The following is a 19252-nucleotide window of genomic DNA, read 5'->3' on the forward strand; positions in this document are numbered from 1 at the left end:
GTTCGATCGCGGCTCAGTCGGCCATGCCGCGGAGGACCTGGCGCAGCTTCTCGCGGTTCACGCCGGCGATCGCGGTGATCGGGATGCCGGCCGGGCACACGTCGACGCACTCGCCGTACAGCGAGCAGGGGCCGAACTCCTCCTCGGCCACGCGCACCATCTCCTTGGCGCGCGTGGAGCGCTCGGCCTTGGTCGACGGCATGGTGGCCAGGTGCAGCAGCTTCGCGCCCACGTAGAGGTTGGCCGATCCGTTGGGGCATGCCGCCACGCACGCGCCGCAGCCGATGCACGCCGCCATGTCGAGCGCGTACTCGGCCTTCTCGTGCGTGAGGTGGTGCGCATCGGCGTCGGGGGCGGTACCGGCGTCGATCGACGCGTACCCGCCGGCCTTGATGATCCGATCCAGGCCCGAGCGATCCACCGCGAGGTCGCGGACCACGCGGTAGCTGCCGTTGCGGAAGGGCTCCAGGCGCACGGTGGAGCCGTCGGCGAACGAGCGCAGGTGCTGGCGGCACGAGGGGGTCTTCTCGACCGGGCCGTGGGGGCGGCCGTCGACCGTGATGCCGCACGAGCCGCAGATGCCCTCGCGGCAGTCCGAGTCGAAGGCGACCGGCTCCTTGCCCTCGCTCACGAGCTGGTCGTTGAGCTTGTCGAGCGCCTCGAGGAGGGTGAACTCGGGGCCGGCCCCCACGAGGAGGTAGTCCTCGTAGTGCCCCTCGGAGGCGGCGGAGTCCTGGCGCCAGATCTGCAGGGTGAGCTTCATCGGTCCGTACCTCCTACTTGTAGTTGCGCGTCTCGAGGGGCACGCTCACGAACTCGAGCGGCTCCTGGTGGCGGATGTAGCGGCCGTCGGCTCCCCGCTCCCACGCCGAGGCGAAGCGCCAGTTCTCGTCGTCGCGCTTGGCCTCGCCGTCGGGGTGCTGGTGCTCGGTGCGGAAGTGGGCGCCGCAGGACTCGTCGCGGTCGAGCGCATCCAGGCACATCAGCTCGGCCATGTCGAGGTAGTCGGCCACGCGTCCGGCGCGCTCCAGTTCCTGGTTGAAGCCGTCGGTCTGGCCCTGCACACGCAGGTCGCTCCAGAACTCCTCGCGCAGCGCCTGCACCGACCGGATGCCCTCCGCCAGCAGCTCGCCGTCGCGGCTGACGCCGCAGTGCTGGTAGAGCAGGTCGCCGAGGCGGCGGTGGAACCGGTCGGGTCCCTGCGTGCCGCCGATCGCGGTGAGACGCTCCACGCCGCCGCGGGCGTCGTCGAGCGCGCCGGCCACCTCGGGGGCGTCCAGCGCCGGCTTGGGCGAGCCCAGCAGATCGGCGAGGTAGTGGGGCACCGCGTACGGCAGCGTGAACCAGCCGTCGACGCACGCCGACAGCAGCGAGTTCGCGCCGAGGCGGTTGGCGCCGTGGTACCCCCATCCGGCCTCGCCGCCCACGAAGAGCCCGGGGATCGATGTCATCTGGTCGTAGTCGTTCCAGAGGCCGCCCATGGCGAAGTGCGCGCCCGGCGCGATGCGCATCGGCACGACGTACGGGTCCTCCCCCGTGGCGTCGGTGTACATCTCGAAGAGGTTGCCGTAGCGCTCCTCGATCACCTTCCGACCCAGGCGCCCGATCGCGTCGCGGAAGTCGAGGTACACGGCGTTCTTGAGCGGGCCCACCCCGCGGCCGGCGACGATCTCGTCGCGCGCCGCGCGGCTGGCCACGTCGCGGGGCGTGAGGTTGCCGAACGCGGGATACCGGCGCTCGAGGTAGTAGTCGCGCTCCTCCTCGGGGATCGTGTTGGGATCGCGCGTGTCGCCCGGGGTCTTCGGCACCCAGATCCGGCCGTCGTTGCGCAGCGACTCCGACATGAGGATCGTCTTGGACTGCCACTCGCTCGAGACCGGCAGCGACGTGGGGTGGAACTGGATGAACGCGGGGTTGGCGAAGTAGGCGCCGCGCCGGTGCGCGCGGAAGGCGGCGGTGACGTTGGAGTTCTTGGCGAGCGTGGACTTGAAGAACACGTTGCCGTACCCGCCCGTCGCCAGCACCACGGCGTGGGCGGTGTGCGCGGTGATCTCGCCGGTGATGAGGTTGCGGGCCACGATGCCGGCCGCGCGCCCGTCCTCGACGATGAGGTCGAGCATCTCGGTGCGCGTGTGGAGGTTCACCGAGCCGCGGGCCACCTGGCGCAGCAGCGCCTGCGACGCGGCCACCTGCAGCTGCTGCCCGGTCTGGCCGCGCGTGTAGTACGTGCGCGAGACCTGCACGCCGCCGAACGAGCGCGTGGCGAGCTGGCCGCCGTACTCGCGCGCGAACGGGGCGCCGATCGCGTCCATGTGATCGATGACGCGGATGCTCTCCTCGGCCAGGCGCCACGCGTCCACCTCGCGCGCGCGGAAGTCGCCGCCCTTGATGGTGTCCTTCACGAAGCGCGCCAGCGAGTCGCCATCGACCTTGCGGCCGCGCGCGGCGTTGATGCCGCCCTGCGCCGCGACCGAGTGCGCGCGGCGCGGCGCGTCGTGGAACGTGAACGCCTCGACGTTGTAGCCGAGCTCGCCCAGCGCGGCCGCGCAGCCCGCGCCGGCCAGGCCCGTGCCCACGACGATGACGGTGAACTTGCGGCGGTTGAGCGGGCTGACGAGCTTGTAGTGCAGCTTGCGGTCGGTCCAGAACTCCGCGGCGGGCACATCGCTCGGGATCATCCCGGCGATGTCCGATCCGATGGTGCGGAGTCCGTCGAGCAGCTGCGCCTCCGCCGCCGGACGCACGCGGGTGCCGGTGTCTGCAAGGGTCATGCGAGCACTCCTGCCAGGACGAGGACGGGGATCGACACGTTGCCGAGGCAGATCGCGAGCGCGACCGCCCCCGCGACCCACACGGTGATCTGACGCAGCCGCTTGCCGGTGGCGCCGAGGTCGTGCGCGGCCGTCCAGATGCCGTGGAACACGTGCACCGTGAGAACGAGCATCGTGAGGATGTAGAAGCCGGCGACGAGCGGCCGCTGGAAGCTCGCGATGAGGTTGGCGTACGCCGAGCCCGCCTCGAACTCGCCCGTGGCCGCCGGCTGCACGCCGAGCGTGAGATCGAGGACGTGGAAGATCACGAACAGCAGGATGATCAGGCCGGTGACGGGCATCGTCCGCGCGAACCAGGCATCCACCCCGGAGAGCGCCCTGCGGCGGTGCGGGCCCCGCGCGCGGCGGGCGCGGACGATGAGCAGCACGGCGCAGGCCACGTGCCCGACGAGGCAGACCAGCAGCACCACGCGCAGGATCCACAGCACGCCCTCGTACGGCACGAGCGGCATGAGCACCTCGCGCAGCCAGTGCGCGTAGTGATCGAACTCCTCCTGCCCCTGGAAGATGTGCAGGTTGCCGTACATGTGCACGAACACGAACGCCGTGAAGATGAGGCCGGTGACGGCCATGATCACCTTCGCCCAGAAGTTCGACACGGGCACGCGATGCGGCCGCGCCGTCGTCGTGCGGTCCTGAACCGCCGTCATGCCGTCCTCCCCGGATCGCGGCCTCCCCCTGGGCGTCACTCTAGGGGCCGCCTCGTTCGGGCGGAAGGGAGGCGCGCGGAGCGTTCATCCGCCCGAAACGGCGGATCAGACGAGGAACAGCGCGTCGAGCAGGCCCGGATTGTGCGCGTGCACGAGGACGAGGAACACCACGGCATCGAAGAGCAGGTGGACCGTGACGACGTAGGCGAGCGAGCGGGTCTTGAGGAAGATGAACCCCTGCAGCAGCGCGAACGGGATGGTCAGCACCGGACCCCATGCGCGGTAGCCGAGCTCCCAGAGGAAGCTGACGAACACGATCGCCTGGAGCACGTTGGCGGTCGCGTCGTGGAAGTGCCGCCGCAGCAGGGCGAACACCGTGCAGATGAAGAACAGCTCGTCCCAGATCCCCACCGCGCCGACGCCGACGAACAGCCGGGCGATCAGATCCGGGTCGTCGACGACCGGCCAGTTGCGGTACACGCCGCTCGTGACGAAGTAGAACGGCAGAATCAGCCAGCCGAGCACGAGCACGGCGACGAGCCACGCCCACTGCCACCGGCTCCACCGGCCGCCGCCGCGCCACGGGAAGCGGATCGCGTGATCGCGGTAGGCCCAGCGGCTCAGCACGTACGGGAGGAGGACCGCCCCGCCGAGCGCGAGCGTGAACGCGAGCATCGAGAGGTTGTCGAGCTTCGCCTCGAGATGGATCGCGCTCGCGCACACCAGCCCGACGGCGATGAGCGACAGGTCCCGCGTCAGGCGCGTGATCTCGAGCCGCGGCAGCGACGAGGCCAGCACGCCGACGGCGAGGAGCACATAGCCGAACGGGCGCGACTCGAGCACGAACATCGCGGGCGCCGCCAGGCACACGAGCAGCGCCGGGACGACGCCCCACGACAGGAGCGGGCGCGGCGTCGCGGCGGCGTGGGCCATCAGCCGCGCGGGACCCGGCGGTAGGTGAGGTCGCGGATGTCGCGGCCCTTCTCGATCCCCTTGCGCTCGAACGCGGTCATCGCGCGGCCCTCGAACCGCTCGGCCCACTCGCCCTCGAAGGCCCGCTCGAACTCGGGCGCGGCGTCCATGACCTCGCGCATCTGCAGCGCGTAGTCCTCCCAGTCGGTCGCCAGGCGCAGCACCCCGCCGTCGCGCAGCGCGCGGCCCACCGTCGCGCCGAAGCCGTCCTTGATCATGCGGCGCTTGTGGTGGCGCTTCTTGTGCCACGGGTCGCTGAAGAAGATCCAGACCTCGCTGGCCGATCCCTCCGGCAGCAGCGTCTCGAGCACCTCGGGCGCGTTCGCCTCGATCACCCGCAGATTGCGCGCGCCGGCCTTGTCGGCATCGAGCATGGTGCGGGCGAGGCCGCCGACGTAGACCTCCACGGCGAGGAAGTCGGTGTCGGGGTTGTTCACCGCGGCATTCACGATCGCGTGGCCCTGGCCCGAGCCGATCTCGACGATGAGCGGGGCCTCGCGACCGAACTCCGCGGCCGGGTCGAACACGGCGTCGGGGTGCACCGACGTGGAGGCGGCATCGCGCGGCACGTCGAAGCGGTAGAACGGCGACAGCTCGGCCCACGCGCGCTCCTGCGCCTCCGACATGCGGCCGCCGCGCCGAACGAACGAGACGGGCTGATCGCGGTACCGGGGTGCGTCGTCGGGCATGCGTTCCAGGGTAGTCGGCCGACCCTGTCCGCCCGGGCGTGCCCCGGGACCCGGGGCTTCAGGCCGTTGCTCTCGACTCGCTGCGCTCGCTCGGCCCTGCCCGGGTGGTCACTGCTCGTGACGCACCACGCGCCCTGGACCATCGCCGCTCGTCGACCGGAGCGGCGCAGCCGCGGAGCGGAGACGGGCCGAGCGCCCGGGCGGACGTCGAGGCCGGGCGCGGCGTGCGCCCCGTCGGCCCTGCCCGGGTGGTCACTGCTCGTGACGCACCACGCGCCCCGGACCATGACCGCTCGTCGACCGGAGCGGCGCAGCCGCGGAGCGGAGACGGGCCGAGCGGAGCGGCGCAGCCGCGGAGTCGAGGCCGGGCGCGGCCTGCTCCATCGATGTCCTCGGACGGCTCGACCGGAACGGCGAGCCGAGGCCAGCGCCTCGGCTCGCCGGCCGATCAGCGGCGGCGCAGGGCGACGATCGACGTGCCGAGCGCCGCGGCGCCGAGCAGCAGGCCCGCCCCGCCCAGCGCGATGCCCCACGGAGCGGCGGGATCGGCGTCGGCCGAGGCCTCGGTCGATGCCTCGGTCGATGCCTCGCCGTGGGCGGCGTGCGCGTCGTCGCCGGCGCTCGCGGCCGCGACCGTGACGACGGGCGCGGGCGCGTCGAGCTCGTGCGGGTCCTGCCCCTCCTCGGCGAGCTCGCTCCACGAGACCGAGCCGTCGGCGCAGACCTGCTCGACGGGGAAGGCGATGTCGCCCTCCACATCGGCCGAGAACTGCACCTGCAGCTGCACGGCAGCGCGCAGCTCGTCGGCGACCGGCTCGTCGGCCGTGAAGGTCACCGCGGAGGGCAGGCCGTCGGTCTCGTCGTGCGCGATCTCGATGTCCCAGCCCACCTGCGCGGTGGGGTGGGCGGCTCCGACGCCCTCCGGGATCGTGATCTCCAGGGCGGTGGTCGGCGATCCGTCGCAGCCGTGGCTGAACGAGAACGTCAGCAGGTCGTACGACCCGGCGACGGCCCCCTCCGACGAGACGGTGACGTGGGCCGAGGCGGCCAGGGGCGCGCCCAGCGCGAGGGCCGCGGCGAGCGCGACCCCCGATCCGGCGAGGACGAACGGGCGGGTTCGGCGGTTGCGTGCGTGTGTCATGACTCTTCCTTCTGAACGTGCGGAATCAGCGGTCCCGTGGGGACCGCGAAAGGGATGGGTGATCAGAGGGAAGGAAGGGGTGGGCCGCGCGGGCTGATCAGCGCGAAGGCGCGCCAGGCCGCCCCGGGGATCGGCTCGCCCGCCGCGACGGCCGGGGGAGGCGCGATCGGCGGGCGGGGCGCCGCGATGCGGGCGCGCACGGAGGCGACGGTCCAGGCGCGGACGGCCTGGATCGTGCGCTCGCCGAAGACGAGCACCACGAAGGTGACGGCCGCCGCGACGACGTGCGCCGCCACCATCAGCGGGCCCACGTCGATCGCGGCGCCCGTCGCCGTGAGCACGTGGTCGTGCGCCCCGTGCGCGTGCGCCGCGTGCCCGTGCGTCGTGGCGGCGCCCGACGGGAAGCCGAGCGCGGCGTAGATCGAGTGGAACGCGGCCTGCGCGACGATCACGGTCGCGGCGATCCGGCCCGCGCGCGGGCGCCGGCCCATGAGCAGCATCGCCGGCGCCCACAGCAGCGCCATCATGCCGACGACGATCAGCGGCGCCGGCGCCGGCTCGCCGCCGATCGTGTGCGAGACGGCGGCGACGAGGTTCGCGGCGAACGAGGCTCCCGCGCCCCGCAGCGCGAGTCGCTGCCGCTGCGTCGCCATGGTCAGTCCGCCGGGGCCGTCACGAAGTCGATGAGCTCCTCGACGCGTCCCAGCAGCTCGGGCTCGATGTCGCGGAACGTCGTCACGCGCGACAGGATGTGCTGCCACGCGCGGGCGATGTCGGCGTGGTCCTCGGCCGGCCAACCCAGGCCCCGGCAGATGCCGGTCTTCCAGTCGGTGCCCCGCGGCACGACCGGCCAGGCCGCGATGCCGAGTGCCTGCGGCTTGACGCACTGCCACACGTCGACGAACGGGTGCCCGACGATGCGCACGAACGCGCCGTGCGGGCCGCGCGCGACGGCGTCGGCGATGCGCTGCTCCTTCGAGCCGGGCACGAGGTGATCCACGAGCACGCCGTAGCGGCGGGTGGCCGACGGCGGCTCGGCCCGCAGCAGATCGTCGAGCAGGTCGATGCCCTCGAGGAACTCCACGGCCACGCCCTCGGCGCGCAGGTCGGCGCCCCAGACCCGCTCCACGAGCTCCGCGTCGTGCTTGCCCTCGACGAGGATCCGGCTGGGCAGCGCCACGCGGGCGCGCCGGTCGTCGGCGACGAACGAGCCGGACGCGGTGCGGCGGCGCCCCGGGGGCTGCGCGGCGGGGGCCACGAGCTCGACGGGTTCGCCGTCGATGAGGAAGCCGCGCCCCATCGGGAACAGGCGCCGGCGCCCCTTGTAGTCCTCAAGCTCCACGTGCGGGCCCTCGCGCCGCGTGATCGCGCCGGTGAAGCCGTCGCCGGCGACCTCGACCACGAGGTCGATCTCGGCGGGGACCTTCGCCACCTTCTTCGCCCCGCGCTCGCGCCAGCCCGGGGCGAGCACGTCGGCGCCGTACCTGTCGTCCATCCCTGCCAGCGTACGGGGGCCGTGGTCGGGAATCGGCTGATTCCCCGTGCCGTTTCGGGGCGGGATCGGCGGCGCGCACGGTTCCCCGGCGCCGGGGCGGCTGAATAGGATCGGCGGGAGGAGGGCGGTGCCACGTCGCCCCCAGGGGGAGGGCGCGATGCGCAGGCTGACGACGATGACGGGCCTTCTGGCGGGCGCCCTGCTCGCCACCATCGCGGGTCCGGCGCTCGCGGTGCCGCCCGTGGTCCTCGACGAGGACTTCGTCTACGACGACGCCTCGGTCGACGCGCTCACGAGCGGCGAGGAGCAAACGGCGGCCGAGCGCCTGTCGCAGATGGCGGAGCGCACCGGCATCGAGCTGTGGGCCGTCTACGTGGACGACTTCGAGGGCGCGAGCGCGCAGGAGTGGGCCGACGAGGTCGCGATCGACAACGGCCTGGGCGTCGACCAGTACCTGCTCGCCGTCGCGGTCACCGATCGCCAGTACTACGTCTCCGCCCCGGTGGACGGGCCCCTCACCGACGATCAGCTGCTGCAGATCGAGGACGCGATCCACCCCGAGCTCCGCGACGGCGACTGGGCCGGCGCCGCCGAGGCGGCCGCGGCCGAGATCGAGCAGACGCAGGGCGTGGCCGGCGGCTCCGGAGGGGGCGGGTCGATCCTGCCCTGGCTCATCGGGTTGCTCGTGGTCGCCGGCATCATCGTGGTGATCGTGCTCATCGCCCGCTCGCGACGCAAGGACGCCTCGGGCCCGGCACCGGCGGAGGCCGTCCCGCTCGAGGAGCTCGAGAAGCGGGCTGCCTCGGCCCTGGTCGCCACGGACGACGCGATCAAGTCGAGCGAGCAGGAGTTGGGCTTCGCGATCGCGCAGTTCGGCGAGGGCGCCACGGGCGAGTTCCGCGCGGCGCTGGAGGCCGCCAAGCGCAGCCTCGACCAGGCGTTCGAGCTGAAGCGCCGCCTCGACGACGCCGAGCCGGATTCCGCCGAGCAGGCGCGCGCCTGGAACGAGGAGATCTACCGGCTCTGCGACGAGGCCGCCACGACCCTGACCGAGAAGGCCGAGACCTTCGCCGAGCTGCGCGAGGTCGAGAAGGACCTGCCGAAGTCCCTCGCGGCGGCCCGCGCGGCCGTCGCGGCGGCCGCCGGATCCGACCAGCGCGCCGCGGACGCGATCGCGGCGCTGCAGGGGCGCTACGCCCCCGAGGCGCTGGGCGACGTCGCCGACAACGCCGAGCAGGCGCGCGAGCGCCTCGCCACCGCCACCGCGCAGCTCGCGGAGGCGGAGCGGCTCGTGGCCGCGGGCGACAGCGGCGAGGCCGCGTCGGCGATCGTCGTGGCCGAGCAGGCCGCAGATCAGGCCGTCGCGCTCGAGAAGGCCGCCACCGGGCTCGGGGCGGCGCTCGCCGCCGCCGAGCAGCAGGCGGCCGCGCTCGTCGCGGAGCTCGAGGGCGACGTGGCCCGGGCACGCCAGGCCGGCACGAGCGATCCCGCGTTCGCCGCGACCGAGCAGGCGATCGCCGCCGCCCGGCAGAACCTCACGGGCACCGCGCGCCGGCCGCGCCTGCTGCTGGAGCAGCTGCAGGCCGCCAACGAGCAGATCGACGCCGTGATCGTCAACGCGCAGCGCACGCAGCAGCTGCTCGATCAGACGATCCTGCAGGCCCAGAGCGCGGTCACGTCGGCCGATCAGTTCATCGCCCAGCGCCGCGGTGCCGTGGGCGCCGATGCCCGCACGCGCCTCGCCGAGGCCAGCAACGCGCTCGGCCAGGCGCAGGCGCTGCGGATGGCCGACCCCGCGCAGGCCACGCAGTACGCGCAGCGGGCGCTGCAGCTGGCACAGACGGCCTCGCAGCTGGCGCAGGACGACGTGAACGGCATGATGGGCGGCGGCATGTTCGGCGGCTCGATGGGCGGCGGGATGTTCGGCGGGATGTTCGGCGGCTCGAGCCGCGGCGGCGCGGGCGACGCGATCCTCGGCGGCATCATCGGCGGACTGCTCTCCGGCGGCGGCTCGCGCAGCTCGAGCGGCTGGGGCGGCGGCCTCAGCCGCGGCGGCGGGCTCGGCGGGATGCTCGGCGGCGGGGGCGGACGGCGCTCCGGCTTCGGCGGGGGCTTCGGCGGCGGGCGCAGCGGCCGGCGCGGCGGCGGACGGTTCTGACCGATCGCGGCTAGGCCCCGGTTGTCGGGAAAACACCCTGCCGCCGGACACCCCGCACTCATAGACTCAGCCCGAGACCTTCAGACCAGACACGGATCCATCCACGAAGGGGAACCACCATGACCAAGCAGTCGATCTTCGGCCGCATCTCGACCCTGATCCGGGCGAACGTCAACGCTCTCATCGATCAGGCCGAGGACCCGGAGAAGATGCTCGACCAGCTCGTGCGCGACTTCACCAACAACATCGCCGACGCCGAAGCCGCGATCGCCGAGACGATCGGGAACCTCCGACTGCTCGAGCGCGACCACGCCGAGGACGTCGCGACCGCGAAGGAGTGGGGCAACAAGGCGCTGGCCGCGAGCACGAAGGCCGACGAGCTGCGCACGGCCGGCAACACCGCCGATGCCGACAAGTTCGACAACCTCGCGAAGATCGCGCTCACCCGCCAGCTCACCGCCGAGAACGAGGCGAAGGCCGCGGAGCCGCAGCTCGCCGCGCAGAACGAGGTCGTCGAGAAGCTCAAGGGCGGCCTCGACGGCATGAAGGCCAAGCTCGAGGACCTCAAGTCGAAGCGCAGCGAGCTCATCGCCCGCGCCAAGACCGCCGAGGCCCAGAACAAGGTCCACGACGCCGTCAAGTCGATCAACGTGATGGACCCGACCAGCGACCTCGGCCGCTTCGAGGACAAGGTCCGCCGCCAGGAGGCCCTCGCTGCCGGCAAGGCGGAGCTGGCGGCCTCGTCGCTCGACGCGCAGTTCGAGCAGCTCGACGACCTCGGTCAGCTCACCGAGGTCGAGGCGCGCCTGGCCGCGCTGAAGTCCGGCGGCGCCCAGGCGATCACCTCCTGACGCCCGCCCCGAAGGCGCCGTCCCGTGCGGGGCGGCGCCTTCGTCGTCTGCGGCGCCCCGTCCGACGAGCACAACCGACCGGTTGCTGAACGAAGCGGCCGCAGGCCGCGCAGCTGAAGCGACCACCGAAACCCCGGCACGCCCGGCATCTCGCGCGGGCGTCGGAGATACGCCACCGACCGCCGGATCAATGGGGCGGATGTGAACCGGTGAGACGGATGGGACGGCGCCCGCGGATTCGCTCCGACGCCGGCGCACCCGACGACCGCAACCGACCGCGGCTCGTCGACCGAGCGGGGCGAGCGGAGACGGCTCGAGCGGAGCGAAGCGGAGTCGAGAGCTCTGGGGTGATGCCATCGGTCTCGACTCCGCGGCTGCGCCGCTGCGCTCGACCCGTCTCCGCTTCGTTCGCTTCGCTCACTCCGGTCGACGAGCCAGCGGGCGGCCGATCCCTGCTGCTGAAGGAAGCGACCCGGCGCGGCCGGCATCTCGCGCGGGCGTCGGAGATACGCCACCGATCGCCGGATCAATGGGGCGGGTGTGACCCAGTGAGACGGATGGGACGGCGCCCGCGGATTCGCTCCGACGCCGGCGCACCCGATCCGACGACCGCCCCGCCGTCGCGCGGCGCGCTCGACGGGCGCCGGGATGCGGGGGATGATGGCCTCATGGCCCGATTCGTCGTGGTGCCGCAATGGCAGGGATCCCCATCCGCTCGGGCGATGTCGCTCGTCGACGGCGCGGAGGCGATCGCCGGCGACCTGCCCGCCTCGGCCTGCCACCGCGTGGCGGTGCCGCTGGAAGCCGGCGAGCAGCTCGAGACGCGCGTGCGGCGCGCCAGCTCGCTGATGCGCGTGCGGGAGGCGATCGCCGCCGCGGTGGCCGAGGACCCGTCACCGGCGATCGTGATCGGCGGCGACTGCTCCATCTCGGTCCCGGCGATCGACGCGGTGGCCGGCGACGACCTCGCCGTCGTGTGGCTCGACGCCCACGGCGACCTGCACTCGCCCGACACCAGCCCCTCCGGCGCCTTCGCGGGCATGGCGCTGCGCGCGGTCCTCGGCGAGTGCGCCGCCGGCCTCGCGCTCGAGCCGGGCCGCGTCACGCCCGATCGCGTCGTTCTCGCCGGGGCGCGCGATCTCGAGCCCGAGGAGAGCGCGCACGTGGCGGACGCGGGGATCGCCCACCTCACCGCCAACGACGTCGAGGAACGCGCGGAGGCGCTGGCCGATGCGGTGGCCGCCACCGGTGCCGGCCGCGTCTACATCCACGTCGACCTCGACGTGCTCGACCCCGCCCACCTCGCCGGTGTGGCGATGTCGACGCCGTTCGGCATCACGCCGCTCGGCCTGCTCGCATCCATCGGCGCCCTCCGGTCGCGCGTGCAGCTGGCCGGCTCCACGATCGCGGGCTTCGCCCCGCAGAATCCGGCGGCCGCCGTCGACGACATGGGCACGATCCTGCGACTCGTGAGCGCGCTCGCATGAGGCTGTCGTTCCCGTCGAACCCGCGGCCGGAGAACTGGCGCGAGATCGCGCAGCTGCGCCTCGAGCACGGCGCCGCGATCGACCGCCGCATCCCCTCGTTCCTGCTGGACTCGTGGATCAGCCGCGCCGGCTTCGCCGTGGCGACCGCGTTCGGGATCGCGTGGGGAGGCCTGTGGAGCACGGGCGAGGTCGAGCGTCACGGCGAGCTGCTCGTGTTCCGCCGCATGCCCCGGTGGACGCACGGTCGTGGCGGCACGTGTGTGGGCCGCTGCTACCTGACCTTCCGCGAGGGCGAGCCGCCGGAGGTGCTGGCCCACGAGCTCGTGCACGTGCGGCAGTGGCGGCGGTACGGCCTGCTGCTGCCGATCCTCTACCTGCTGGCCGGGCGCGATCCGCTGCGCAACCGGTTCGAGATCGAGGCCGGGCTCGAGGACGGCGGCTATGTCCGGCCGGAACGGACCGCTCGGCCGCGTCAGTCGGCGAGCAGGCGGTAGCGCTCCGGCGCGTGGATCGCCTCGGCGGGCACGCCGAGCCGCTCGGTGAGGTGATCGATGATGTCGGCGGTGCCGAGGTAGCCGCCGAGCAGGTGCACACGCGTGGCGTCGCCCTCGCCGCACATCATCTCGTCGGCCCAGGCCGTCACCGCGCGGGCCAGGGCGCGGCCGGTCGGGCACGCGCGGCCCGTGCCGGGAGCGCCGGTGCGGGCCGATCGATCCAGCCACGTGAGCGTCATGCGGGCCGGCACGCGGAGGTCGGTGACCCACGTGACGTCGGGGATCTCGACGAACACGCGGCCCGTCGAGCAGATCGGCAGGGTCGCCAGGAGCGCCTCGAGCTCGGCGAGCGACGACTCGTCGGCCGTGATGAGCTGCTGCACCCGGGTGTGACGCGACGCGCGGCAGACCGTGGCGTCGTGCTCGCCCGTCGGGTGCTCGGTGATCGTGGACATCGATCCCAGATTACACCCGGGGAAGGGCAGCCTTACCTACCCGCGGCGAATGCCCAGGCAGGCCGGGCCGCCCGATCGCTGCCCGCGGCTCAGGCCTGAGCGGCGGCGCGCTCCGCGGCCTCGACGACGTTCGTCATGAGCAGCGCCACGGTCATCGGGCCGACGCCACCCGGGTTGGGCGAGAGCCAGCCGGCGACCTCGGCCACGGCCGGGTCGACGTCGCCGTAGACCTTCTGCTTGCCGGTGGCGGGGTCGTCCTCGCGCGTCACGCCCACGTCGAGCACGGCGGCACCGGGCTTGACGTCCTCGGGGCGGATGAGGTGCTTCACGCCCGCCGAGGCGACGATCACGTCGGCCTGGCGCAGGTACTGCCCCATGTCGACCGTGCCGGTGTGCACCTGGGTGACCGTGGCGTTGATCTCGCGTCGCGTGAGGATCAGTCCGATGGAGCGGCCGATCGTCACGCCGCGGCCGACGACGACGACATGCTTGCCGTTCAGGTCGTAGTCGTTGCGCTGCAGCAGCTCGATCACGCCGCGCGGCGTGCAGGGCAGCGGCGTGGTGATCGGCGCGTTGACGTTGAGCACGAGGCGCCCGAGGTTCGTCGGGTGCAGACCGTCGGCGTCCTTGGCCGGGTCGATCCGCTCGAGGATGCGATCGGTGTCGAGGTGCTTCGGCAGCGGCAGCTGCACGATGTACCCGTGGCACGAGGGGTCGGCGTTCAGCTCGTCGATCAGCGCCTCGACCTGCTCCTGCGTCGCGTCGGCCGGCAGCTCGCGCTGGATCGAGTTCATGCCGATCGCCTCGGACTGCCGGTGCTTCATGCCCACGTACAGCTGCGACGCGGGGTCGGCGCCGACGAGCACCGTGGCGATGCCGGGCGTGATGCCCTTCTCCTTGAGCGCCGCGACGCGCTCGGCGAGCTCCGCCTTGATCGCGGCCGACGCCGCCTTGCCGTCGAGAACCTTCGCGGTCATCCGTTCCTCCTCATCGAGAGCGGGATCGCCCAGCGCGGGCGACATCCCTCTCACCATAGTGAAATCGCGCGGGTTCAGATACCGGCGTAGCCCTGGCCGGCCGTCTCGATGCCGGGGTAGAGCGGGAAGGCGTCGGCCAGGGCGGCGACGCGGGCGCGGAGCGCGGCGATGTCGGGGTCGGGCAGCAGCGCGAGCGCGATGATGTCGGCGACCTCGGTGAACTCCGCGTCGCCGAAGCCGCGCGTGGCCAGCGCCGGGGTGCCGATGCGCAGGCCCGAGGTGATCATGGGCGGGCGCGGGTCGTTGGGCACGGAGTTGCGGTTCACCGTGATGCGGATCTCGTGCAGCAGGTCCTCGGCCTGCTTGCCGTCGATCGCCGCGTCGCGCAGGTCGACGAGCACGAGGTGCACGTCGGTGCCGCCGGAGCGCACCGCGATGCCCGCGTCCGTCACGTCCTGCCGCGTGAGGCGCTCGGCGAGGATCCGGGCGCCGCGCAGCGTGCGCTCCTGGCGGTCGCGGAACTCCGGCGTCGCCGCCAGCTTGAACGCGGTCGCCTTCGCCGCGATGACGTGCATGAGCGGGCCGCCCTGCTGGCCCGGGAACACGGCGGTGTTGATCTTCTTCGCCAGGTCGGCGTCGTTGGTGAGGATGAAGCCGGAGCGGGGGCCGCCGATGGTCTTGTGCACGGTCGACGAGACGACGTGCGCGTGCGGCACGGGGCTCGGATGCAGGCCGGCGGCCACGAGGCCGGCGAAGTGCGCCATGTCGACCCACAGGAGCGCGCCCACCTCGTCGGCGATCGCGCGGAAGGCGGCGAAGTCGAGCTGGCGCGGGTACGCCGACCAGCCGGCGATGATCACCTTCGGCTGGTGCTCGATCGCGAGGCGGCGCACCTCGTCCATGTCGACCATCGAGGTCTCGGGGTCGACCTCGTAGGGCACGACGTTGTAGAGGCGGCCGGAGAAGTTGATCTTCATGCCGTGCGTGAGGTGGCCGCCGTGGTCGAGCGAGAGGCCGAGGATCGTGTCGCCCGGGCGGGCGATGGCGTGCAGCACGGCGGCGTTGGCCGAGGCGCCCGAGTGGGGCTGGACGTTGGCGAACTCGGCGCCGAAGAGCGCCTTGGCGCGCTCGATCGCGAGGTTCTCGGCGACGTCGACCTCCTCGCAGCCGCCGTAGTAGCGGCGGCCGGGGTAGCCCTCGGCGTACTTGTTGGTGAGCACGGAGCCCTGCGACTGCAGCACCGACAGCGGCACGAAGTTCTCCGACGCGATCATCTCGAGGAAGCCGCGCTGGCGGTCCAGTTCGCGCTGCAGGACCTGCGCGATCTCGGGGTCGACCTCGGCGAGGGGGGCGTTGAACAGCGGATCGGTCATGACGATCTCCAGACGACGTGGCGGATGACGGGTGTTCGCTTCGGCCCAGGCGCGCGGTCGAAATGCCGTCCAGGTCGCTCCCCGGTGGTGACCCACCTCAACGCCAGTCGCGACCCGTCGATTGTAACGGACGCGGGCGCCGCGACGACGGCCGATCCGGCCCCGTGTGGCACGCTTTTCGGCATGGGCATCCTGATCCACTCCGCGCGTCTCGTGACCGATCGCGCCGAGACGGCCGACGCGTGGATCCGGCTCGACGGCGACCGTGTCGCGGCGGTCGGCACGGGCGCCCCGCCGGCCCCGCGGCCGGGTGACGAGGTCGTCGACGCGCGGGAGGTGGCCGGCCCGGGGGCGACCCTGACGCCGGGCTTCATCGACATCCACGGCCACGGCGGCGGCGGCGCGGCGTTCGACGACGGCGCCGACGCGATCCGCACCGCCCGCGCGCTGCACCGCGCCCACGGCACCACCCGCGCGGTCGTCTCGCTCGTCACCGCCCCGATCGACCGGCTCGCCGAGCGCGTGGCCGTCGTGGCGGAGCTGGCCGCCACCGATCCGGGCATCCTCGGTTCCCATCTCGAGGGCCCGTTCCTCGACCCCGGCCACAACGGCGCGCACGATCCGGCGCTGCTGCGCGATCCCACGCCGGCCGACCTCGGCCGGCTGCTGGAGGCCGGTCGAGGCACGGTCCGCCAGGTCACGATCGCGCCCGAGCGGCCCGGCGGCATCGACGCCGTGCGCCTCGTGGTCGGCACGGGCGCCGCCGCGGCGATCGGCCACACCGACGCCGACGCCGAGACGGCCCTCGCCGCGATCAACGCGGGCGCGACGATCCTCACGCACGCGTTCAACGCCATGCGGCCGATCCACCACCGCGACCCCGGCCCCATCCCCGTCGCGGCACGCGACGAGCGCGTCACCCTGGAGCTGATCGCCGACGGCGTGCACGTGCGCGACGAGGTGATGCGCATGCTGTTCGCCTCGGCCCCGGGCCGGGTGGCCCTGGTGACCGACGCGATGGCGGCGGCCGGCATGGCCGACGGCGCGTATGTGCTCGGCGCGCTCGACGTCGACGTGACCGGCGGCGTGGCGCGCGTGCGCGACTCGGGGGCGATCGCGGGCTCCACCCTCACGCAGGACGCGGCGCTGCGCCGAGCCGTGGCGTTCGGTGCGCCGCTGGCCGACGCGGTCGACGCCCTCACCGCCGTGCCCGCGCGGGCGGTCGGGCGCGCCGATCTGGGATCGCTGCGCGAGGGCGCGGCGGCCGACGCGGTGCTGCTCGACGCCGATCTCCGGGTGCGCGCGGTGTGGGCCGCCGGCGCTCGCGCCTGACGCCCCAACCGGCACCCGGTTCGGGTCCCGGATGCCGGCCGCCTGGGGATGAATGAGGGGCCGGCGGTTCCCCCGAACGCCGGCCCCTCTTCATCGGTACGGGCGCCGGACCCCCTCCCCCGAAGTGGTCCGGCTCCCGTCTTCCGGCGGATGACCGCCGGGTTCGCGCCGGTTCCCCAACCCCCGCTGGGCTCTCGGCGCACGCCTCTCTCACCGGATGAGACCGGCGCGGGGGCCTTTCATGACGCGACTTCTCGAAAAAATCCGAAGATTCTCGTTCTCGGCTGCTCTGGGCCGGAAAACCGCTCCGAAATCGGCCCAGAACTGGCGCTCGGCACCGCGACGCGACCAGAATGGGAGGGTTATGCGTGAGCCCGAGATCGACCCGAACGAGACGACGGCGGACGCCGACCTCGTGCTGCGCTCGAGGTCGGGCGATGCCGACGCCTTCGGCGAGCTCTGGCGACGCCACTACGGCTCCGCGATCGTCGCCGCCCGATCGATCACCACGAGCCTTGACGCCGACGACCTCGTGCAGGAGGCGTACGCGAAGATCTTCCAGGCGATCCGGCGCGGAGGGGGCCCCACGGGCTCGTTCCGCGCCTATCTGTTCACGGCCGTCCGCAACACCGCCGCCGCCTGGGGCGGTGCGCGCCGCGAGACCGCGGTCGACGAGATCGCCGAGATCGAGGATCCCGCCACGAGCGAGGATGCCGTCGACGCCGCGCTCGACCGCAGCCTGACGACCACCGCCTTCCGATCGCTTCCGAGCCGCTGGCAGGAGGTGCTCTGGTACACCGAGGTCGAGCAGATGAAGCCGGCCGAGGTCGCGCCGCTGCTGGGCATGACGTCGTCGGCCGTCTCGCAGCTCGCGTTCCGCGCGCGCGAGGGCCTGCGCGAAGCCTGGATCCAGGCGCACATCGCCGCGGTGGGCGAGGGATCCGACTGCCGCTGGACGATCGAGCGCCTCGGCGCCCACTCCCGCGGCAACCTCGGCACGCGCGATCAGGGCAAGGTCGATCGGCACCTCGCCGACTGCGCCCGCTGCGCGATCGTCGCCGCCGAGGCCCACGACGTCGGCAGCCGCCTCGTGCTCGTGCTGCTCCCCCTCGCCGTGGGCGTCACGGGCGCCGCCGGCTACCTCGCCTCGCTGCAGCAGAGCGGCTCCGCTCCGATGGCCCTCATGGCCATGCCCCAGGGCGTGCTCGAGGGCGCGGCCGCCGGGGCGGGCGAGCTGGTCGGCTACGGCCCGGAGCTGTTCGGCCAGGTGGCCGAGGGCGCCGGCGCGCTCCTCGGCGCGGCCGGTGTGGCCGCGGGCGCGGGCGCGAGCGGTTCGACGCCGGGATCGTCGAACGGATCGGCCTGGACCATCGGCGGCATCGTCGCGGGCGCCGTCTCGGCGCTGGGCATCGCGGGCGCCGTCGTGGCCGCCACGGTGATCCCGGGCCTCGGCGGCACGCCCGCCAGCGACCCGGCCGCCGGCGGCGGGAACGCCGCGCCGGCCGCCGCGGCCATCGAGCCCGACGATCAGCTCGCCGCGCACGAGGGCGAGGACCCCGAGACGGCGCTCCCCGAGCAGCCCGAGCGCAAGGTCATCGCCACCCCCACGCCGACCCCGACGCCGACACCGAGCCCGGTCCTCACGCCCGCGCTCGAGCCGATCGCGCCGGCGAGCGAGCCCGAGCCCGCCAGCGAGCCGGTGGCCGACGCCACGCCGGCACCGGCACCCACGGCGAGCGCCGCGCCGGCGCCCGAGCAGAGCGCCAGCCCGACGCCGACGCCGACACCGACTCCCACGCCGACGCTCACGCCGGAGCAGCCGGAGCAGCCGGAGACCCAGCCGACCCCGGTTCCCGAGCCGACGCCGGGTCCCGAGACGGAGCCGACGCCGACGCCCACTCCCACTCCCACCCCGACGCCGACGCCGACGCCGACGCCGACGCCGACGCCCGACCCGATCCCCTTCGCCCTCGACCTCGAGCGCTCGTCGTGGGCGAACGTCAACGGCAGCGACGACATGATCTTCGTCGTCACGGCCGAGCCAGGCACCGAGGTGACGCTGAAGATCTTCGACCGCCTGCTGGACCTGGGCGTCATCCAGCTCGTCCGCACCGACATGCAGATGCTGACCACCGACGGCGACGGCGTCGCGATCTTCACGATCGGCGAGTCCGTGCCGCTGTCGACCGACGACGACCTCGTCGAGATCTCCGACGGCACCACGACGCTCCAGCACACGCTCGGCGACATCAACACGGGCGAGCCGAAGCCCGGACCGGACATCCCGATCGTCGGCGACCTCCTCGGCTGAGCCCCATTCCACCGGCGCCGCACCCGCGATAGCGTC

General features: G+C 73.3%; 17 protein-coding genes and 1 riboswitch. Of the genes, 6 read left to right on the plus strand and 11 right to left on the minus strand.

Annotated features, from left to right (window positions below; all coding sequences use genetic code 11):
- Positions 1-13 precede the first annotated feature (13 nt).
- The 8 genes from E3O41_RS10455 to E3O41_RS10490 form a co-directional block, all read right to left on the minus strand.
- Positions 14-763, minus strand: a complete 750-nt coding sequence (locus E3O41_RS10455) for a succinate dehydrogenase/fumarate reductase iron-sulfur subunit (protein WP_135012365.1) — start codon at positions 761-763, stop codon at positions 14-16.
- 13 nt (positions 764-776) lie between these two features.
- Positions 777-2771, minus strand: a complete 1995-nt coding sequence (locus E3O41_RS10460; RefSeq protein ID WP_135012367.1) for a fumarate reductase/succinate dehydrogenase flavoprotein subunit — start codon at positions 2769-2771, stop codon at positions 777-779.
- Positions 2768-3481 (minus strand): succinate dehydrogenase cytochrome b subunit, encoded by a 714-nt coding sequence (locus E3O41_RS10465; protein WP_067027799.1) that lies wholly within the window; start codon positions 3479-3481, stop codon positions 2768-2770. The genes E3O41_RS10460 and E3O41_RS10465 overlap by 4 nt, the downstream gene beginning before the upstream one ends.
- A gap of 105 nt (positions 3482-3586) precedes the next feature.
- The gene (locus E3O41_RS10470; RefSeq protein WP_067027797.1) at positions 3587-4414 is read right to left on the minus strand and encodes a CPBP family intramembrane glutamic endopeptidase; all 828 of its coding nucleotides are present in this window, start codon (positions 4412-4414) and stop codon (positions 3587-3589) included.
- Positions 4414-5142, minus strand: a complete 729-nt coding sequence (gene trmB / locus E3O41_RS10475; protein ID WP_135012369.1) for a tRNA (guanosine(46)-N7)-methyltransferase TrmB — start codon at positions 5140-5142, stop codon at positions 4414-4416. The genes E3O41_RS10470 and trmB overlap by 1 nt, the downstream gene beginning before the upstream one ends.
- 448 nt (positions 5143-5590) lie before the next feature.
- On the minus strand, positions 5591-6283 hold the full coding sequence (locus tag E3O41_RS10480; protein ID WP_067027793.1) for a YcnI family protein: 693 nt from the start codon (positions 6281-6283) through the stop codon (positions 5591-5593).
- Between the two features lie 62 nt (positions 6284-6345).
- Complete coding sequence (locus E3O41_RS10485) at positions 6346-6936, minus strand: hypothetical protein (protein ID WP_067027791.1); 591 nt, start codon at positions 6934-6936, stop codon at positions 6346-6348.
- 2 nt (positions 6937-6938) lie between these two features.
- Positions 6939-7778, minus strand: coding sequence for a DUF3097 family protein (locus E3O41_RS10490; RefSeq protein ID WP_067027789.1), 840 nt, complete (start codon positions 7776-7778; stop codon positions 6939-6941).
- Between the two features lie 175 nt (positions 7779-7953).
- On the opposite strand from E3O41_RS10490, the gene E3O41_RS14500 reads away from it, so the two are divergent.
- From E3O41_RS14500 to E3O41_RS10510, 4 genes are all read left to right on the plus strand, one after another.
- A complete protein-coding gene (locus E3O41_RS14500) occupies positions 7954-9936 on the plus strand; it encodes a TPM domain-containing protein (protein ID WP_083991041.1) in 1983 nt (660 codons plus the stop codon).
- 119 nt (positions 9937-10055) lie between these two features.
- A complete protein-coding gene (locus tag E3O41_RS10500; protein WP_135012371.1) occupies positions 10056-10787 on the plus strand; it encodes a PspA/IM30 family protein in 732 nt (243 codons plus the stop codon).
- Positions 10788-11455: 668 nt separating this feature from the next.
- The gene (locus tag E3O41_RS10505; RefSeq protein WP_067027783.1) at positions 11456-12274 is read left to right on the plus strand and encodes an arginase family protein; all 819 of its coding nucleotides are present in this window, start codon (positions 11456-11458) and stop codon (positions 12272-12274) included.
- Positions 12271-12768 (plus strand): Fe-S oxidoreductase, encoded by a 498-nt coding sequence (locus tag E3O41_RS10510; RefSeq protein ID WP_240482480.1) that lies wholly within the window; start codon positions 12271-12273, stop codon positions 12766-12768. The genes E3O41_RS10505 and E3O41_RS10510 overlap by 4 nt, the downstream gene beginning before the upstream one ends.
- Here the strand turns inward: E3O41_RS10510 and E3O41_RS10515 are convergent.
- From E3O41_RS10515 to glyA, 3 genes are all read right to left on the minus strand, one after another.
- Entirely contained in the window at positions 12747-13223 is a 477-nt protein-coding gene (locus E3O41_RS10515; protein ID WP_067027782.1) for an SIP domain-containing protein, read from the minus strand. The genes E3O41_RS10510 and E3O41_RS10515 overlap by 22 nt on opposite strands.
- An 89-nt stretch (positions 13224-13312) precedes the next feature.
- Complete coding sequence (locus tag E3O41_RS10520) at positions 13313-14200, minus strand: bifunctional methylenetetrahydrofolate dehydrogenase/methenyltetrahydrofolate cyclohydrolase (protein ID WP_067027910.1); 888 nt, start codon at positions 14198-14200, stop codon at positions 13313-13315.
- A gap of 74 nt (positions 14201-14274) precedes the next feature.
- Positions 14275-15573 (minus strand): serine hydroxymethyltransferase, encoded by a 1299-nt coding sequence (gene glyA / locus E3O41_RS10525; protein WP_067027780.1) that lies wholly within the window; start codon positions 15571-15573, stop codon positions 14275-14277.
- Between the two features lie 36 nt (positions 15574-15609).
- A riboswitch (ZMP/ZTP riboswitch) is annotated at positions 15610-15694 on the minus strand.
- Positions 15695-15756: 62 nt separating this feature from the next.
- Here glyA and nagA point away from each other — a divergent pair.
- Positions 15757-16905: an N-acetylglucosamine-6-phosphate deacetylase gene (gene nagA, locus E3O41_RS10530; protein ID WP_067027777.1), complete on the plus strand. Its 1149-nt coding sequence runs from the start codon at positions 15757-15759 to the stop codon at positions 16903-16905.
- A 364-nt stretch (positions 16906-17269) separates the two neighbouring features.
- Positions 17270-19216 (plus strand): sigma-70 family RNA polymerase sigma factor, encoded by a 1947-nt coding sequence (locus E3O41_RS14505; RefSeq protein WP_162303971.1) that lies wholly within the window; start codon positions 17270-17272, stop codon positions 19214-19216.
- Positions 19217-19252 lie beyond the last annotated feature (36 nt).

This window comes from Microbacterium sediminis (assembly GCF_004564075.1).
Taxonomy (GTDB): Bacteria; Actinomycetota; Actinomycetes; order Actinomycetales; family Microbacteriaceae; genus Microbacterium; species Microbacterium sediminis.

Bases quoted from the DNA above. Each gene is read 5' to 3' on its own strand.
- E3O41_RS10455 (WP_135012365.1), bottom strand. From the start codon at position 763: ATGAAGCTCACCCTGCAGATCTGGCGCCAGGACTCCGCCGCCTCCGAG.
- E3O41_RS10460 (WP_135012367.1), bottom strand. From the start codon at position 2,771: ATGACCCTTGCAGACACCGGCACCCGCGTGCGTCCGGCGGCGGAGGCG.
- E3O41_RS10465 (WP_067027799.1), bottom strand. From the start codon at position 3,481: ATGACGGCGGTTCAGGACCGCACGACGACGGCGCGGCCGCATCGCGTG.
- E3O41_RS10470 (WP_067027797.1), bottom strand. From the start codon at position 4,414: ATGGCCCACGCCGCCGCGACGCCGCGCCCGCTCCTGTCGTGGGGCGTC.
- trmB (WP_135012369.1), bottom strand. From the start codon at position 5,142: ATGCCCGACGACGCACCCCGGTACCGCGATCAGCCCGTCTCGTTCGTT.
- E3O41_RS10480 (WP_067027793.1), bottom strand. From the start codon at position 6,283: ATGACACACGCACGCAACCGCCGAACCCGCCCGTTCGTCCTCGCCGGA.
- E3O41_RS10485 (WP_067027791.1), bottom strand. From the start codon at position 6,936: ATGGCGACGCAGCGGCAGCGACTCGCGCTGCGGGGCGCGGGAGCCTCG.
- E3O41_RS10490 (WP_067027789.1), bottom strand. From the start codon at position 7,778: ATGGACGACAGGTACGGCGCCGACGTGCTCGCCCCGGGCTGGCGCGAG.
- E3O41_RS14500 (WP_083991041.1), top strand. From the start codon at position 7,954: ATGACGGGCCTTCTGGCGGGCGCCCTGCTCGCCACCATCGCGGGTCCG.
- E3O41_RS10500 (WP_135012371.1), top strand. From the start codon at position 10,056: ATGACCAAGCAGTCGATCTTCGGCCGCATCTCGACCCTGATCCGGGCG.
- E3O41_RS10505 (WP_067027783.1), top strand. From the start codon at position 11,456: ATGGCCCGATTCGTCGTGGTGCCGCAATGGCAGGGATCCCCATCCGCT.
- E3O41_RS10510 (WP_240482480.1), top strand. From the start codon at position 12,271: ATGAGGCTGTCGTTCCCGTCGAACCCGCGGCCGGAGAACTGGCGCGAG.
- E3O41_RS10515 (WP_067027782.1), bottom strand. From the start codon at position 13,223: ATGTCCACGATCACCGAGCACCCGACGGGCGAGCACGACGCCACGGTC.
- E3O41_RS10520 (WP_067027910.1), bottom strand. From the start codon at position 14,200: ATGACCGCGAAGGTTCTCGACGGCAAGGCGGCGTCGGCCGCGATCAAG.
- glyA (WP_067027780.1), bottom strand. From the start codon at position 15,573: ATGACCGATCCGCTGTTCAACGCCCCCCTCGCCGAGGTCGACCCCGAG.
- nagA (WP_067027777.1), top strand. From the start codon at position 15,757: ATGGGCATCCTGATCCACTCCGCGCGTCTCGTGACCGATCGCGCCGAG.
- E3O41_RS14505 (WP_162303971.1), top strand. From the start codon at position 17,270: ATGCGTGAGCCCGAGATCGACCCGAACGAGACGACGGCGGACGCCGAC.